The following is a 16260-nucleotide window of genomic DNA, read 5'->3' on the forward strand; positions in this document are numbered from 1 at the left end:
GCGCTCGCTCAAAGTTATCCACCACTGGTAGTAATTCACTCAGCGTGACCCGCTTGATCTGCTGCTCTAAATCTTCTTTCTCTTTGCGTGTACGCTTGCGGAAATTATCAAAATCTGCGGCAATCCGCATAGATTGAATCTTTAATGCTTCGCTTTGCTGATTTATGTCTTCTAGGTGAGCCTTCAAGGCTTCATTTTCCTGCCTCAAGCTTGAGAGTGTCTCTAACTGCCCATCGCCTGCTGCTGCATCGGCTACAGCTTGAGTTGCCTGTTCCTCCCCATTGGCCCCTTCGAGGTTGGCTGATACCGATTTTGAATCGGCGGTTTGTTCCTCCAGTTCCGGTAGCGACTCTAAATCTATCAAGTCGCCCTCTGCTGCTGCCGCTACTGGGTCACTAAGTCCTTGGCTAGCAACTGCCTCATCCGTCGGCTGTGAAGTACTATCTGGCTGCTTTTCTTCGTCGATCATGCTCTACTCATCCCCACTTATAAAGACTGCTAGTACCTGCGATTTACTTTTTTGTTTTTCCACTAGCAACCTGATCCCGTACAAGTTTTTGGCAACCTTGAAGAAGCGCTACGCCTCGGCGCGGGATCGCGGCTTCCTCAAATTTTAGTGTGCCTCGGCTGAATATCACTCGCCTCTCTGGATAGGCGAGGCGGGAGCTACTTCCAGATGCCAGCATTTTTGCCCATCTTTAAAATATCTTCAGCTGTAACACATTGCGCTTCTAACCCAATGTAACACTCCTCGTGTCCCTCTAAACACCTATTTCTCTTTGTCAGTGTCACCGATATGACCCAGGATTACGCTGCCATGTTTGACAAACTGTCTTGTGGGAGCTGTGCAAGCGCGAGTTAGTAAAAGCTATTATCAGAATATTCTACATAATGAATAATGCTGCTCGTGCTAGCCCGCATCATTGTATCAACTTCAGCTTATCGGATGAAAACTGGGGTTTCATCCTTGTCAGGATATTTATAATCAAAGCGCGTTGGCATCCGACAGGACTCAGAAAAGAAAAGTCTTCCCCAAAGAGGGCGACAACGCAACCGACTTAAGGACAGAGCTTTTCTTCCTCTCGCTAGAGTCTTCTAAAAGTATCAGTGGACGTTTGTTGCCCTGATGCCAGCTTCTCAAATACAACTTAACCAAGCTTTTGAGAAGGATTTGTGAATTCGGGAATAAATTGTAACGTAAGGAAATACTCTCAGCCGCTATGACTAACTCCTCATCACAACGACGTGCCCTGATTGTTCGCAACGAGGTTTCGCCCTTTGGTAAATCCTTGATTGCGTCAGGTTACGTTGACACTGACCAGATGCAAAATGCGTTGGTGGAATCCCGCAAGTCAGGAAGACCCTTGACGGAGATTCTCGAATCAATGACGGGGCGTCAGCTGTCCCCCGACTTACTCCGCCAGTACAAAAAACAGCAGTTATTTGAGCTAAAAGTCCTTTACGGAGTTGAGTCGCTCGATCCGGAAATTAATGAAATTGCTACTCACCAACTGGGTGAACTGATAGACACACTGCTCCCCATTGATATCTGTCGTCGCTATCGCCTAGTACCGTTATCGAAGAATGAAACCCAGCCTCCATCAGTACTGGTGGCGATGGTAGATCCCGATAATCTCGATGCTCAGGATGATCTTAACCGTATCTTGCGACCTCAGGGAATTGCGCTGCAACGGATGGTCATAACTCAAGAAGACTATCAGCAGATCATTTCCAAGTACCTCGATGAAAAGCTGGCTAAGCAAAAGCAGATGGAGGTCGAGCAAGCTGTAGACGTACAACAAGATCTTCAGAATATAGATAGCCTCGATACTTTATCTGATGCACCGGACGAAGAAGCCGAGCTAGATTTGAAGGGTGCAGAAGATGCTCCTGTAATCAACCTGGTTAACAAAGTTCTTGCCAAGGCACTGCAAGAGGGAGTTTCAGATATTCACGTCGAACCGCAAGAAAATTCTCTACGTATCCGGTTCCGGAAAGATGGCGTGCTGCGCCAAGCCTTCGAGCCTTTACCGAAGAAAATCACTCCAGCGGTTTCGGCGCGTTTCAAAATTATGGCGGAACTGGATATTGCGGAACGACGCCTGCCTCAAGACGGTAAAATTCGGCGGATGTACCAAGGCCGCAAAGTTGACTTTCGAGTCAGTACCTTGCCCAGCCGCTATGGTGAAAAAGTTGTTCTACGAATTTTGGACAACGAGCAAACCCAGTTGGGTTTGGATAAGTTGATTACTGACCAAGATACGCTGGAAACGGTTCGGGAAATGGCCAACCGTCCCTTTGGCCTGATTTTGGTAACTGGCCCCACGGGTTCGGGTAAATCCACAACCTTATACTCGATGCTGGCTGAACGGAATGATCCTGGAGTCAATATCAGTACGGCGGAAGACCCCATTGAATATTCCTTAGCCGGGATTACTCAGGTGCAGGTGCTGCGTGAGAAGGGCATGGACTTTGCCTCGATTCTACGGTCTTTTTTGCGGCAAGACCCGGACGTGATTCTGGTTGGTGAGACGAGGGATAAGGAAACGGCTAAAACGGCTATTGAAGCGGCGCTCACGGGTCACTTAGTACTAACCACGCTTCACACAAATGACGCCGCAGGTGCGATCCCACGATTGGACGAAATGGGCGTAGAACCCTTCATGGTTTCCAATGCTCTGTTGGGAGTATTGGCGCAACGATTGATTCGACGTGTTTGCTCCGATTGTCGCATTACTTACGTGCCAACCTCTGCCGAATTAGCTCGCTTTGGTCTATCGACCTCCCGTGAAGGCGAAATCATGCTCTATCAGGCCAACACCCTGCAACCCGATGAAATTCAGGAAGCCAGAGCTAAAGGTAAACTCTGTCAAAAGTGTAATGGTGTTGGCTACAAAGGACGTGTGGGTGTTTATGAAGTCATGCGCATTAGCGATCGCCTTCAAACCTTAATCAACGAAGCTGCTCCAGCCGAGCGACTGAAGGAAGCCGCTGTAGAAGAGGGAATGACTACTTTATTAGCCTATAGCTTAAATCTGGTACAGCAAGGCTACACGACACTGGATGAAGTGGAACGTGTGACCTTTACAGATTCGGGGCTAGAAGCCGAACGCAAAGCCAAACGTAAGAGTTCTCTCAGCTGTCGGACTTGCTCAGCCACATTACAGCAGGAGTGGCTAGACTGTCCTTACTGCATGACACCTCGTTTTCAGGACTAAAAATACAGTTTTAGTTGTGAATTGTAAACTCTTGTTCCAACTAACAACTCACACTCAACAACCGTGAACCAAAAACTACTAAGGAGACAGCGTCATGGCAATGGAACTAATGATTGAAGACTTGATGGAGCAGTTGATTGAAATGGGCGGGTCAGATATGCACATTCAATCAGGTGCACCTGTCTACTTTCGGATTAGTGGAAAACTTCAGCCCATTCACGAAGACCCGCTGACTCCCCATGAGTGTCAGAAACTCATCTTTAGTATGCTCAATAATACCCAACGCAAGGAGTTGGAGCAGAATTGGGAATTAGATTGTTCCTATGGTGTTAAGGGATTGGCTCGTTTCCGGGTTAATGTCTACAAAGAACGGGGTTACTATGCTGCTTGCTTGAGGGCGTTGTCTTCCAAAATTCCTAACTTTGACCAATTAAATTTGCCCGATATTGTTCGGGAAATGAGTGAGAGACCCAGAGGCTTAGTCTTAGTCACCGGACCGACGGGGTCTGGTAAAACAACCACCCTAGCGGCAATGGTTGACCTGATTAATCGAACCCGACCCGAACATATTCTGACGGTTGAAGACCCAATTGAATATGTGTTCCCCAACATCAAAAGTTTGGTTCACCAACGTCAAAAGGGTGAAGATACTAAAAGCTTTGCCAATGCCCTGAAAGCAGCATTACGGGAAGACCCGGATGTAATTTTGGTCGGAGAAATGCGGGATTTGGAAACCATTTCTCTAGCTATTTCGGCAGCGGAAACAGGTCACTTAGTGATGGGGACACTGCATACTAGCTCTGCTGCTTCGACGATCAACCGGATTATCGACGTGTTCCCGCCAGAGCAACAACAACAAATCAATGCTCAGCTTTCTAACTCTTTAATTGCCGTATTTAGTCAAACCTTAATACCCAAGAAAAATCCCAAGCCGGGTGAGTTTGGTCGGGTGATGGGACAAGAAATTATGATTGTGACGCCTGCGATCGCAAACTTGATCCGGGAAGGAAAAGTAGCTCAAATCTACTCCGCCATCCAAACCGGTTCAAAAATGGGGATGCAGACGATGGAACAGTCGCTAGCGAATCTGGTTAAAACGGGTCAGATTTCCTTTGAAGCCGCTGTGTCTAAGAGTTCTAAGCCTGAAGAGTTGCAGCGGATTTTGGCTGGTGCTGGAAGTGCGATGGGTAACATGGGAGCTAAGGTTGCCCGCTAATTCTCTAGTTAAGGCGTGGATTTCGTGGGGGCAAGAAGAACGCCCCTTCCCATCATTAATCTTGAGAATGATATCAACTCCAGTGAATTACTTCATTTGTAACCTCTTGGTAAGAGTTAATAGCTACTAAATCAAAGTTAGCCCAATTACCGATTACCGATTACCCATCTAACGATGCTTTCCTTTCATCAAGACGCATATTATGCCTACCTTTATCGCTGAGGTTCGGGACACAAGAGGAAACGCAAAAAAAGAGAAAATTGAAGCGAACTCTCCCGAACAAGCCCGTACCATTCTTCAAAATCGATATGCTTCTGTTGGGGCTGTCAAGAAAGCATTCAGCCTGGATATTGACTTTTCAGAGCTTAATGCCAAATTTAGCAAGCTTACGGTCAAAGATAAAGCTGTATTTTCGCGCCAATTTGCGGCTATGGTCAACGCAGGTGTGGCTATGGTGCGATGTCTCGGCGTTTTATCTGAGCAGTGTCCCAATCCCAAGCTGAAAAAAGCACTTGTTTCTATAAGCGGCGAGGTGCAGCAGGGTACTAGTCTCTCGGACTCCATGCGTAAACACCCGGATTGCTTTGATAATCTATACGTTTGTATGGTGCAAGCGGGTGAGGTTGGGGGTGTCCTTGACGAGGTACTCAACCGCTTAGCCAAAGTTCTTGAGGATATGGCGCGGCTACAAAACCAAGTCAAATCTGCTATGGCTTACCCCACGGCAGTCGGAGTTTTGGCGCTCATTATCTTTATGGCGATGACGATATTTCTCATCCCGATCTTTGCGGGTATTTTCAAGGAACTGGAGGTAGAGTTACCCGCTCTGACAGCCTTTATGGTCGCTTTGAGCGAGATCATGAGAAGCTGGAGAATCATCATCCCGATCGCTATTATTATGGCTGTCTCCTTAGCCTTTCGATGGTACTATAAAACGCCAGTTGGTCGCGTACAAATCGATGGCTTTTTGTTGAAAATGCCGCTATTTGGCGACCTGAACCAAAAATCAGCAGTTGCTCGTTTCTGCCGAATTTTTGGAACGTTGACCCGCTCGGGGGTACCCATCCTTCAATCCTTAGACATTGTCCGAGATACGTCAGGAAACCAAGTGATTGCCAATGCGGTGGAGGCGGCAAAGCTAGAGATTCAACAAGGTGGGATGATTAGCCTCGCATTCCAAAAAGAGCAAGTTTTTCCTCTCCTCGCCATTCAGATGATCAGTATCGGTGAAGAAACAGGGGAGTTAGATTCCATGATGATGAAAGTGGCGGACTTTTATGAAGATGAGGTGGAGCAAGCCGTAAAAGCCCTTACCAGTCTGATCGAACCCATCATGATGGTTCTTCTGGCAGGCATGGTGGCGGTGATTCTACTTTCAATGTATCTGCCGCTGTTTAAGCTGTATGACGCTCTAGGCTAGAAGTCACAGCGTTCATCAGCAAGAGGAGAAATTCTTAAATTACCGAACAGCTTTCACTACAGAGGGTTTTCAACGTTGGTTCACATACCAAAAGGCGTTGTAACCCTCTACTTATTCAAACCAGTCCCCTTGCTCAGTCTTGCTCAACTATTAATAAAATTGGGTTAGTTATTACCATTTATTAAGATAAGAAAATGCCTGTTAAGCAATCTGACTACGAAACTAGTTTGGCCGAGTTTAGTAACCATGAGGGTGCGATCGCGCTGCTCAAGAAACACCGACCCTACTTGGAAACAATTCCCAGTATGCGCCGACCTGACGAGAGCGTGATTACTATTCCCTTACCAATTGTGCGAATTCGTCATCCTAAACCTCCGACTGGACAAAACCAAATTAGTTATACAGCCTCAGAAGAAGCTGTTTGCCTGCCCTGTGATGTCGCCATTTTGATGTGCGATCCAGAATGGAAAATTAAGATGGGGGTTGAGATTTTTGTCTTTATTCATCGCCCCCACGAAGACTTTTCCAACCTGCTCAGTCGCTGGCGTCAGACGCAAGTGTTGCTGGACAAAGACTACGAATGGCTAATGCCTCCTCGCCATCAACACGTTCTGAGTGAAGGGAATGATCGCCTTTATCCACTGTTTGTTGTCTTTCCCGAAACGCCAGAACGAATTCAGCGAGGACTGCTGGGTGGCTGTCTACCTTTTGTGATGCAGGTTCCAGAGGTTTTAGAAAAAGAGGAAAACGTAGAAACGTTGTCTCCTGAAAGCCCAACCACCGAAAAGGGTTGAAGGTTGATGAAAGTTGAAGGTTGAAAGTTGAAGGTTCTAACCTGCAACCTGCAACCTGCTAACCTGTAACTCCTACTTTACAAATTTCGGCATCACTTCAGCAGCGGTAAACAGACCATACATGCCTCGCTGATGTAGGGATACCCCAGCTTTGAGGTAGCCAAAAGCAGGACCACAAACATTAGCTGCCATGCTGGTCTCATCACCTAGAGTAAAGGTATGAGTCGAGATTTTTCCCTCAAAGGTACGGCCTGTGACTTGAACATTTGTACTCAGAGGTTTCTTGGGATTGCGGGTATCGACAACGCCGCCGACCGTGACGCGCTCGCGCGGACAAATCCCAGCTAGTTCTAACATTACATCATCTGCGTGTTCCATATTCTCCAAGTGCAGGATGCCATCGGTTCGATCCAATAAGGCTTCCACCTCGGCATCACTCATACTCCGAGCACGGTCAACATCGTAGCCAGGGAGGTGGGCAATATCTTCCCGAATGGTGGCTCGATAGGCTTCCCAGTTGGCAATCCCTACACCAAACGTAATTTTTACCTGGTGAATCTCGGCGTAACTCTGAGCCGCTAAAGTCGCGGCGGCTGTCAATAGCCCTGGTGTTGCACCGCAGCCCGTCATGTAGGTAATGCCTGCGGCTTGCAGCTCATTTTGTAGTGCTAATAGCTGCTCAACAGCACTCGTGCGCTTGAGGGCGTCCACCAAAACCCCCTGCCAACCCGCTTGGATAAATTGTTGTATGACTGAAGCCATAAAGGTATTGGGTAAATTCGGCAGCGCCAGGAAATACCCATCTACAGGGGCTTTTTCGATTAACTCCAGGATGCTGTGGTTGCTGAGGGTGCCTATTGGCTCGACATAGCCCACTGAACCTTGAGCCTGGTAAGCCGCGATACAGGTATCTGGGTTCAAGCCAGCGCTGTCATAGGCATAGCCTTTTTGATCGGCGGCTGCCACCCAAAGCATTTCACGTTTGGGCGCGAGAACTCGGGCAGCGGCTTGTCCCAAACCCCCAAAGCCCAGAACACCTACCCGTACTGGCTGGCTGAAGAGGAAATTAGCCGTTGTTGCGTCAGTTGGACTGATGCCTTGCTTGTCACTCATCTTGTCTGACTTTGTAAATAAAACAGATTTTAATTATCCAGGTTCACTGGCTCTACAGATCGACCCCCAGACACAAGGAAGCCCAGATCTGATCATGTATATTTTTGTAAAAGTCTACTTTTAAGGAAACTTAGTCGCTTGACTGCACTCAAAACATACGCGAAACTTAACTAAAAACTAGAGTAGGCTCCTAGTAGAATATTAAGTATTGTTTAAAAATGAGTAGTAGTGATGCGGTTGCTCTAATTCGATTGAGCAGCAATTAGCCTATCAGTGCGGTCGTCTTAGGGAAGGCGAGACACCATAAACTGCTCTTAAGTCACTGCTCCAGGCACGAATTGAGGATTACCCAGCAATCAATCATGAGCATGGAAACCTTAGAGTTCATCATCTATCCAGATGGTAGAGTCCAAGAAAAAGTCACTGGCATTATCGGAGCCTCTTGTGCAGAGGTAACAGCAGCGATTGAAGCTCAGTTAGGACGAGTTGTTTCTCAGGAAACAACCTCAGAGTACTTCGCCCAAAAACTGTCTCAGTCAGCCCAAGCAACGGCTCACGCGACTTTCAGCGATTGGTAAATTTTTTTGTTCAACCTAGCGTAGTTCGTTTATAAACAACCATGTCACATTTCAGTAACATAAAGACTCAAATCCGTAATCTCACCTCTTTAGAAGCCGCTTTATCCGATCTAGGTGTTGATTGGAAAGCTGGCCCTCGCTCAGTTCGAGGTTATCAAGGCCAAACCCGCAGTGCCGAAGTTGTTATTGAACAAGAGAATGACTATGACATCGGCTTTAGTTGGAATGGGAACGAATACGAACTAATTGCGGACTTGCAGTATTGGAAGCAGCCTTTGTCTGTGGATGGCTTCCTCAACCGGGTGACGCAGCGTTATGCTTACCATACGGTGATTCAAGAGACCGAGAAGCAAGGTTTTCAAGTTGCCGAGCAACAAAAAAATGCAGATGGTTCCATCCGTCTAGTTGTCCAACGCTGGAGTGCGTGATGTCTGATTCCTCCCCGATACCGGAGCGATCAGGTTTAGAGCCAGAACTAGGGGGCATTTTTCGTGATGCACCAGAGCGTTCTGGCTTTGAACCAGAGCTCGGCGGTGTTCTACGGCAGAAGGGTGTTTATGTAGATGAAATTACCTGTATTGGCTGTAAGCACTGTGCCCATGTCGCTCGGAACACCTTTTATATCGAGCCTGATTATGGGCGATCGCGCGTAGTTCGGCAAGATGGCGACGCAGAAGAAGTGGTTCAGGAAGCGATCGATACTTGTCCCGTTGATTGTATTCACTGGGTCGATTACACCGAACTAAAGCATCTTGAGGAAGAACGTCAATATCAGGTGATTCCGGTTGTTGGTTATCCGATTGACCACAGTTTGATTGCCATCCAGAGTCGGCAAAAGAAGCTGAAACAACAGCGTAAAAAGGCTAGAAAAGAACATCAATAGACTGTTTGTCTACCCTCCCATACCCAAAACCCTTGATGGCTGAGCGCTGTTGGGGGTTTTATTTTAGGGGGTGGTGTTCGTTGAGGAGTTTTTCCACTCTTGCTTCCTCGATTCTTGAGGTGATTCTTTTCGCTTCATGCATATCTCTTGTTGTTTTCGCCACACTGAATGTAGAGCCAACGGTAAACGCTAAACCCATGCTCATGTAGCCTTTTACCCAATTATCTACAGGAAGGTTCAGAATGCCAATCGTCATGGCAATAACGGCGATCGCAAAAGAAGACCAGGATTGAACGACCCATCCTGTACTGTGTGTCTGATTTCCCACTGGTGCTTGCATAGTCCTGCTACCTCAAATGACAGAAGCAAAAAATTTCTTCTTATGGTATTAATTTTGGCTTAAAAGAGAATGGAAGGTCGAGACAGTTTTTCAACTGTACAGAAAAAGTTACACAGATCGTGGCGTCAAATGGCTTAAAATCGCCAGTTCCACTTTCCTATCAATGTGACAGTTTTAAAATTGGATGGGAATAGTCCTGGAAAAGCTGTTGATTGGGTAGCAATGAGCAGATCGTTTTGCAGTAATAATTCTTGACCAATCTTATCTTTCTCTTCCCTCATAAAAGGTCTGTACCTTACCATCCGGGTTAAAAACCACGCGGATTTTGGGATTTCCTTCTCCCTGGACAGCAGAAACAAACGGTTCACCGGGCATTGGTATATTTGTGCGGTTGAGATTTTCTACGGCTGAGCTGTTGATAGGAATAATTCGTTCAACTGTACCATTCAGGTTGAGCAAGACATAATATTCCAGGATTTGTGTCAAGCCCGAAGGGGGTTGCCAGCGTTGTTGGAGATAGTCTCTAACCTCTCCGACTTGAGGGATTTTATCAAACAGAGTATTGTTTCTATCCGCCGTATCGGTTGGGGCAGATGCGGACTGGTTTGTCTGGGCTGAGGGAGAAGTCGTGCGGGCGGAAGCTGGAGGACTAGACTGATCGCCAGAATTAGAAGCTGTAGAGGTGCCAGGTTTGAGAGATGGCAAATCCGGTAGTGATGGGGCTGTTTCCGGTACGCTGGGTTTATTGGGTCGCGTTGCAGGCTTTTCAGGGGGAGCCTTTTGAGCAGAGGAGGGAGAGGGGCTCCTCTTAGAAATAGCAATTGTAGGACTAGCGGCTATAGAGTTAGGGCGAGAGGCTATGCTACCTGGAAGAATAGAGGTATCAGGACGCTTGGCATTGGTAACTGGGGGTTCAGCAGGGTTAACAGAGATAGTCGTAGTCTGGCGTTGATTTCCTAAGGAAGGATTCGTTGATCGCTGACTCCCTAGCGGTAAATTGAGCGGTCCAGGAGTCGATGGAATATTTACACGAGACGGGGGCGGCATCGTGGGTGCAGTAGATAGAGGTAGTGGCACCGTTGGCGTTGGTAAAAGAGCGATCGACGCTGTTGGTAATGGCGTCGCTTGGGTGGGAGAAGGCGTTGGCGTCGGTTGACTCGCGGTTGTTACGGGCTGGGTTTTAGGTTGATCGAAGTATTTCACTGCCGCCGCTGTGACTCCCACTGCCAGCACTACAGCTGCCGCTGTACCTGACCAAGCCGGTGGGGCTTTTTTCCAACTCAAAACGTTGAGTTTCGGTAATGCCACCGCCTCAGCTGCATATTCATCCAACGCTGTTGCCAGGTCGAATAGCTGGGTGACACTCAGCTTAACAAATGGCCCGGATTCTTCAGTCGCCAAGTGACCGAGAATCAGGTTATGGGCAAGTAAGCCTTTGGGTTCCAGGTAAATATCTGTAGCCAGAGACCGGGATTTAAGCGATCGCAGTTTGGAGTTGCCCTTGAGATTAGGCTCTACCCCTAAATCATCTACCCTGTCGGATTCTGGGTAAAGGGAGCGAGACGCGATCGCATCCGAGTTCATCACATTAGAGGTGGGTGAAGCGAGGAAATCCTGGCCGACATTTTCACTAGGGGTTGAGCTACTAGCCGCCGTTGCTGCCCGCGAGATGAGTGGCAGTTGTGTTGAGGGCGATTCGAGAAAGTTTTGTACGTAACTGTTTACCGCTTCACATAACATTTCTAGCTCCGTGTGATCGCCTCGGATAGTTACCCGTTTGTCATCAGACTGTCGCGGGTCATCAAAACGAAGCTCGAAGCGTAAGCCCTTCAGTACGGATCTTCCGACAAATCGTGATAAAGGCGAAGCTTTTGCCGCGATTTCCAGAGTGCAGGTTGGGGGAGTATATCGTCGTAAGTTTGAATTTGATAGAGGCATGAGATTAAAAAAGTTTTGAGGGTTGAGTTAGGGGAGAGTGGTGTTAAGAGCAAGCCAACAGAATTGTTGTATTGTTTTTTTATCCCCCACATATTGGCTTCGGAGTCTCTTGATATATAATCCAAAATCCAAAATGATATAACTCCTCGCTCCTCACTTTTAGGGGCTAGAGGACTTCAGTCTCGCGCTCGCTCCAGCAGTGCTAGCCAGAGGCGTCGGTGACCGTTGGGGCCGCTATAGAACAGCAGATCGATGAGCAGTTTAAGAGCCAGTTGAGTCAACCGATCAGGCGATACATTTTCTCCTTGCTCCATGCGCTCCTGGTAGGTGTTGCTAAACGTATCGAGATAATCTCCCAACAGAGCCGCGTGATGGGGTTCATTGTTTTGTTCTGCCATTTGTTCCAAAAGCGCGACAGCACGACGGATTAACTCCTGATGCTGTTTTGCTAGGTGGCAGATAATGAGAACGAGCGATCGCGCTTCTTCCACATCTAACTTTTTCCGCCCTCCTGAGCTTTTGCGCAGAGGGTTGGACTGCCGCAGACGCCATAGACCCACCCGATCCGACACCATCGACTCTAAATTTAAGTCAGCTGCTGCCTGGAGCATCGCCTCAGAACCAATGCCTGCTAAGGCTTCCAGCGCCAGTAATATCAAATCCAGCTGGGTTTTAATATTATCCAGCTCCAATGGGTCTGGCGCTTGACCCAGAGGCAATTCCTCCCAAGAGGCAGATGGTGGCGGCGTCTTTGCGGTAGAGCGCATAGCTTTAGAGTAGGTGACCAATTTAGGGGGCGGAGAGCAGTTACCAATCTTGAAACACGACTACCAGAGTTTACGGCAAGTTTCCAGCCGTATAGTGATAGTTCTGAAAGTTTTGCCGTTTGAGTTAATAATTCTTAACTGGGTAATGGGTAATGGGCTGTTTGATAATGATTACCCACTATTTAAGGTAAGCCAGTGTAACACCTGTACCACCCTCAGCTTGTTCAGCCAACTCAAACCGCTCAACCAGGGGATGTCGTTCCAGGAAGGCATGAACTCCTTGGCGCAGCTTTCCCGTTCCTTTTCCGTGGATAATCCACAGTGTCCCCAATTGGGTTGCTTCAGAAATCCCTTGCTCCAAGTCAAACTCAGCGTCTGCTACGTGCTTGCCCCGAATATCAATCGTATTTTTAGGCGTTCGGACAACTGGAGACGGTGGCGACGCTACAGCAGGGGTATGTGCCGGAGTTACTTTTTGTTTGACTGGCATCTCGGCTTTTTGCCCATCGAGGGATTCCACATCAGAAAGCAACACAGTCATTTTCATTAAGCCGAATCGTACTGTGAGTTCACCATCCTCATCTGGGGCACTCAGCACCTCAGCCGTCTGATTTAAGCGGGGAATACGGATGCGATCGCCCACGTTTGGTTTAAACCCTGGTTTCTGTTTGGCAGGCGGCTTCGCCGGAAGATGACGCTGGGCAATTTCCTTGAGAGCCTCGCTGGCTTTTTGGGCATTTTGAGCCATTTGTGGCCCTTGCTGCAACGTCCGAATCACTTGAGCGATTTCTTCCTTGGCTTGAATCAGCGCTTCCTGCACTGCCTTCTCCTGAGACAGCTTCAACACCCGCTCTCGTTCATTTAACAGCCTTGCCCGATCCGATACCTCTTGATGCAGGCGTTCAGCTTGTTGTAGTAACTGGGTTGCCTCTCTTGCCTTCGTTTCCTGGCGACGCCGTTGGGCTTCTAAACCCGCAATCACTTGGTTGATATCTTCGGATGCACCGCCAATCAGCGTTTGAGCCTGGTCAACCACGTTGGGGTTTAACCCCAGGCGTCGTGCCACCGAGAGGGCGTTAGAACGACCAGGAATGCCCCACAATAACCGATAAGTCGGTTGTAGGGTACTATCATCAAACTCAACCGAGGCATTCTCAAACCGCTCATCTTGATATTTCAGCGCCTTGAGTTCGCCATAGTGAGTGGTAGCCACGGTTAACTGTGCTGTATCTGCCAAGTGTTGCAACAGCGCGATCGCCAAAGCACTGCCCTCAGCCGGGTCAGTTCCTGCACCGACTTCATCAAGCAAGACTAGGGAAGGGTGGGGGGTTGAAAGTTTTTCGGGGGTTGAAGGTTGAAGGCTTTCTTCCCAACTTTCAACCTTCAACTCTTCAATAATCCGACTAATCCGGCGAATGTGACCCGAAAAAGTCGATAAACTCTGCTCGATCGACTGTTCATCCCCGATATCTGCCAGTACATACTCAAACCAAGGCAGTTCCACCGGTTCTCTGGCTGGGACGAATAGACCCACCTTTGCCATTAATGCCGCCAAGCCCAGCGTTTTCAAGGTAACCGTTTTACCACCCGTATTGGGGCCAGTAATGGCTACCACTCGAATGGACGGCTGAATGTGCACGTTAATCGGAACAACCGGTGTCCCTTGTTCGTGCTGCTGCTGCCAGACTAACAAGGGATGTCGGAGTTCGCGCAGCGTAATGATTTCTCCAGCAGGGCGGTCAATGAATCTGGGCGGATTGGCTTGCAACCACAAGCTATACCGTGCTTTTGCTGTTGCCAAATCCAGCGCTGTCGCAATGGCTAACAACTTCTCTAAGTCGGGCTTAACGGTTGCCACCTGCTGTGTCAGGGCTCGCAGAATTGATTCTTCTTCGGTTTGCTCTTGACGCCGATGGATTCTCAGCTGATTCGAGAGTCCGACGATCGCGTTGGGTTCGATATAAACCGTAGCACCTGTACTGGAGGTATCGTGTATAATGCCTGGAATCGCGTCTTTCTGAGGTGCTTTAACCGGAATAACGAAGCGATCGCCTCTTTGGGTAATCACCTGTTGCTGAACTGCACTGCTTTGACGCTGCAATATTCCCTGAAGAACTTGGTAAATTCGGTCTCGTAAGGATTTAATCTTGCTGCGGATTCCCGCCAGCTTCGGACTGGCTCGATCAGCTACATCCCCTCGATCATCAATACAGTGGTGGATTTCTTGCTCCAGTTCGGGATAAGTCCGCATCTCTGCCACCAATTCAGTGAGGATGGGCACGTCTTCCTGATCATCAATCACGCGACGCAAACGTCGAACGCCAGCCAATGTGGTTGCGATCGCTAACAGTTCTTCGCCTGACAAAAGTCCTTGAAGTTCTGCCCTCTCCAATGACTCGCCAATATCCTGGATTCCTTCAAAGGATAACCCACTGGTTAACCGTGCCTCCAGTTGATAGACTTCCTTGGTCTGAGCCAGCAAGTCCAGGCTCTCAGACTGAGTGGCTGGCGGTTGGAGATGATGAGCTGCGATCGCTCCCAGCTTTGTAGCGGCAAATGTAGCTAGGTGCTGGCACAGGCGTGACCATTCTAGCAGTTGTAAGGTTTCAGATTGAATCAAATTGAATCAAAATCTCAGATGTTAAAGCTGTCTCTAACGTCATTATGGGCTAATTTCCCAATCCGCAGCGAGTGGGATTAACCGTAATCTGCATTTCCAGACGTCCCCAGTAACAACAGGCAGACTCGCTTCCCGAAGCGATGCATGGGTTGTCTTCCAGTATCTGTCACCGTCAAAATTTCCTAAGCCTTCAGATTTTCGTTAGGTGGCAAAGAACTGTTGATTACCCAACCAGCCTCTTCCCAAGGTTCAAGCGGCACAACCGAGTAGCGAGCCACTGTCTCCTCAATTTGCTTAATTTCGTCAGACGCTACTGTCTTAAATATATCGTCTAAGGCTTCCCTGTCTTGAGCCGTCAGGGGCATCCTTGGATTCGCCGAATTGCTATCCATTTTTTCTAGACTGATTAATGTATCTGTAATCTTCCGGGCGGATAATTCTTTAAGAATTATTACAAATTGTGACAGAGCTGCCTCTTTCACTCTACTGAGATTTACGCTTCAGCGATTCCGACTTGGGAAGGAAAGACAGCATAGAAAGTGTTTTTTGGCAATCATTTGCCAAGGGCGTTCACTATACAGGGCAATTGCTACAAGCTTTAGTACTTTGTTACTGTGGCACCATTAGGGCTGATGCACTTAACTCATCTAACTCCTATCTTGGCAAGTTATAGCACTTGTGTGTGAATCTTGTGAGACTAGCCTGCTAATGTGTGGGCTTTTTTAATTGATTAGGGAGGCTTTCATCAGCTTTAACTAAGGCTTGACGTAAAGCTGTCTGTTGTTCTTTGTCTATGACATTGGTAGCGAGAATAAATCGACCCGCTTGCTGTCTTTCTTTTTCTAGGACAGTCTCATTGACTACTAATGTCGCTTGAATGTGATAGGTTTTGTAAGTGGGTTGAGTTTGCTTGCTTGGTCGTCCCGGTTGGGCCTAATGGTCTTGCTCAATGATTTTTACTGCTTCTAGAGTGTGATATTTCAACTGACTAGAAAACTGCATTGCTGCCATTCGGGCATCCGGTTCACAGCTAAATTTTTGTGCAGAGCCGATTGTCACCAGTAGGCAGATCGAGAAAATTTAACTCCGTCTAGCTGTGGAGTTGCTCGTTGCGATTACCAAAGAGCAAACGCCTGCGGGACACATTGCCATTGAGTATCTCAAGCAAGCTAAAAGCCAAGACAATCAGGAGTTGATTGAGGAAATCCTACTCTCAATCAATAGTACAAATAAACTATTCGACCGTAACAGACTTAGCGAGGTTGCGAGGCTGGTCTACATCCAAGCCACGCCGTGCTGCAATGTGATACGCCAAAAGCTGTAAGGGAATCACCGCAAGAATGGGGGAGAGCAATTCTTCCACTACTGGTACT

General features: G+C 47.9%; 15 protein-coding genes. 7 read left to right on the plus strand and 8 right to left on the minus strand.

Going from position 1 to position 16260, the window contains the following annotated elements; all coding sequences use genetic code 11:
• Nucleotides 1–469: nucleotide exchange factor GrpE (gene grpE, locus V6C93_RS37360; protein WP_333481761.1), on the minus strand; the 469-nt coding region annotated here is incomplete at its 3' end.
• A 751-nt stretch (nt 470–1220) separates the two neighbouring features.
• On the opposite strand from grpE, the gene V6C93_RS37365 reads away from it, so the two are divergent.
• From V6C93_RS37365 to V6C93_RS37380, 4 genes are all read left to right on the plus strand, one after another.
• On the plus strand, nt 1221–3218 hold the full coding sequence (locus V6C93_RS37365) for a GspE/PulE family protein (protein ID WP_333481762.1): 1998 nt from the start codon (nt 1221–1223) through the stop codon (nt 3216–3218).
• A gap of 100 nt (nt 3219–3318) precedes the next feature.
• Nucleotides 3319–4434, plus strand: coding sequence for a type IV pilus twitching motility protein PilT (locus V6C93_RS37370; protein ID WP_349262965.1), 1116 nt, complete (start codon nt 3319–3321; stop codon nt 4432–4434).
• A gap of 202 nt (nt 4435–4636) precedes the next feature.
• Nucleotides 4637–5854: a type II secretion system F family protein gene (locus tag V6C93_RS37375; RefSeq protein ID WP_333481764.1), complete on the plus strand. Its 1218-nt coding sequence runs from the start codon at nt 4637–4639 to the stop codon at nt 5852–5854.
• A gap of 194 nt (nt 5855–6048) precedes the next feature.
• Nucleotides 6049–6648, plus strand: a complete 600-nt coding sequence (locus V6C93_RS37380) for a hypothetical protein (RefSeq protein WP_333481765.1) — start codon at nt 6049–6051, stop codon at nt 6646–6648.
• 72 nt (nt 6649–6720) lie between these two features.
• Here V6C93_RS37380 and bioU read toward each other — a convergent pair whose 3' ends face one another.
• Complete coding sequence (gene bioU / locus V6C93_RS37385; RefSeq protein ID WP_333481766.1) at nt 6721–7761, minus strand: (S)-8-amino-7-oxononanoate synthase BioU; 1041 nt, start codon at nt 7759–7761, stop codon at nt 6721–6723.
• A 362-nt stretch (nt 7762–8123) separates the two neighbouring features.
• Between bioU and V6C93_RS37390 the strand changes: the two genes are divergently transcribed.
• The 3 genes from V6C93_RS37390 to V6C93_RS37400 are packed head-to-tail and all read left to right on the plus strand — an operon-like array spanning nt 8124 to nt 9222.
• Nucleotides 8124–8339, plus strand: a complete 216-nt coding sequence (locus V6C93_RS37390; protein WP_333481767.1) for a DUF2997 domain-containing protein — start codon at nt 8124–8126, stop codon at nt 8337–8339.
• 41 nt (nt 8340–8380) lie between these two features.
• Nucleotides 8381–8767 carry a DUF1257 domain-containing protein gene (locus V6C93_RS37395; protein ID WP_333481768.1) on the plus strand — a complete coding sequence of 129 codons (387 nt, stop codon included), beginning with the start codon at nt 8381–8383 and terminating at the stop codon, nt 8765–8767.
• Nucleotides 8767–9222, plus strand: coding sequence for a ferredoxin (locus tag V6C93_RS37400; protein WP_333481769.1), 456 nt, complete (start codon nt 8767–8769; stop codon nt 9220–9222). Before V6C93_RS37395 ends, V6C93_RS37400 begins: the two co-directional genes overlap by 1 nt.
• A gap of 58 nt (nt 9223–9280) precedes the next feature.
• On the opposite strand, the gene V6C93_RS37405 is transcribed toward V6C93_RS37400, so the two are convergent.
• The 6 genes from V6C93_RS37405 to V6C93_RS37430 all read right to left on the minus strand — a co-directional run bounded on the left by V6C93_RS37405 (nt 9281) and on the right by V6C93_RS37430 (nt 15946).
• On the minus strand, nt 9281–9562 hold the full coding sequence (locus tag V6C93_RS37405) for a YiaA/YiaB family inner membrane protein (protein WP_333481770.1): 282 nt from the start codon (nt 9560–9562) through the stop codon (nt 9281–9283).
• Between the two features lie 261 nt (nt 9563–9823).
• Nucleotides 9824–11500 (minus strand): DUF4335 domain-containing protein, encoded by a 1677-nt coding sequence (locus V6C93_RS37410; RefSeq protein WP_333481771.1) that lies wholly within the window; start codon nt 11498–11500, stop codon nt 9824–9826.
• 176 nt (nt 11501–11676) lie between these two features.
• Nucleotides 11677–12267 (minus strand): DUF3038 domain-containing protein, encoded by a 591-nt coding sequence (locus tag V6C93_RS37415; protein WP_333481772.1) that lies wholly within the window; start codon nt 12265–12267, stop codon nt 11677–11679.
• A gap of 178 nt (nt 12268–12445) precedes the next feature.
• Nucleotides 12446–14887: an endonuclease MutS2 gene (locus tag V6C93_RS37420; protein ID WP_333481773.1), complete on the minus strand. Its 2442-nt coding sequence runs from the start codon at nt 14885–14887 to the stop codon at nt 12446–12448.
• A 182-nt stretch (nt 14888–15069) separates the two neighbouring features.
• The gene (locus V6C93_RS37425; protein WP_333481774.1) at nt 15070–15279 is read right to left on the minus strand and encodes a hypothetical protein; all 210 of its coding nucleotides are present in this window, start codon (nt 15277–15279) and stop codon (nt 15070–15072) included.
• Nucleotides 15280–15820: 541 nt separating this feature from the next.
• Entirely contained in the window at nt 15821–15946 is a 126-nt protein-coding gene (locus V6C93_RS37430) for a hypothetical protein (protein ID WP_333481775.1), read from the minus strand.
• Nucleotides 15947–16260: the final 314 nt, after the last annotated feature.

Origin of the sequence: Allocoleopsis sp., from assembly GCF_036703385.1 — a bacterium.
Lineage (GTDB): Bacteria > Cyanobacteriota > Cyanobacteriia > Cyanobacteriales > Coleofasciculaceae > Allocoleopsis.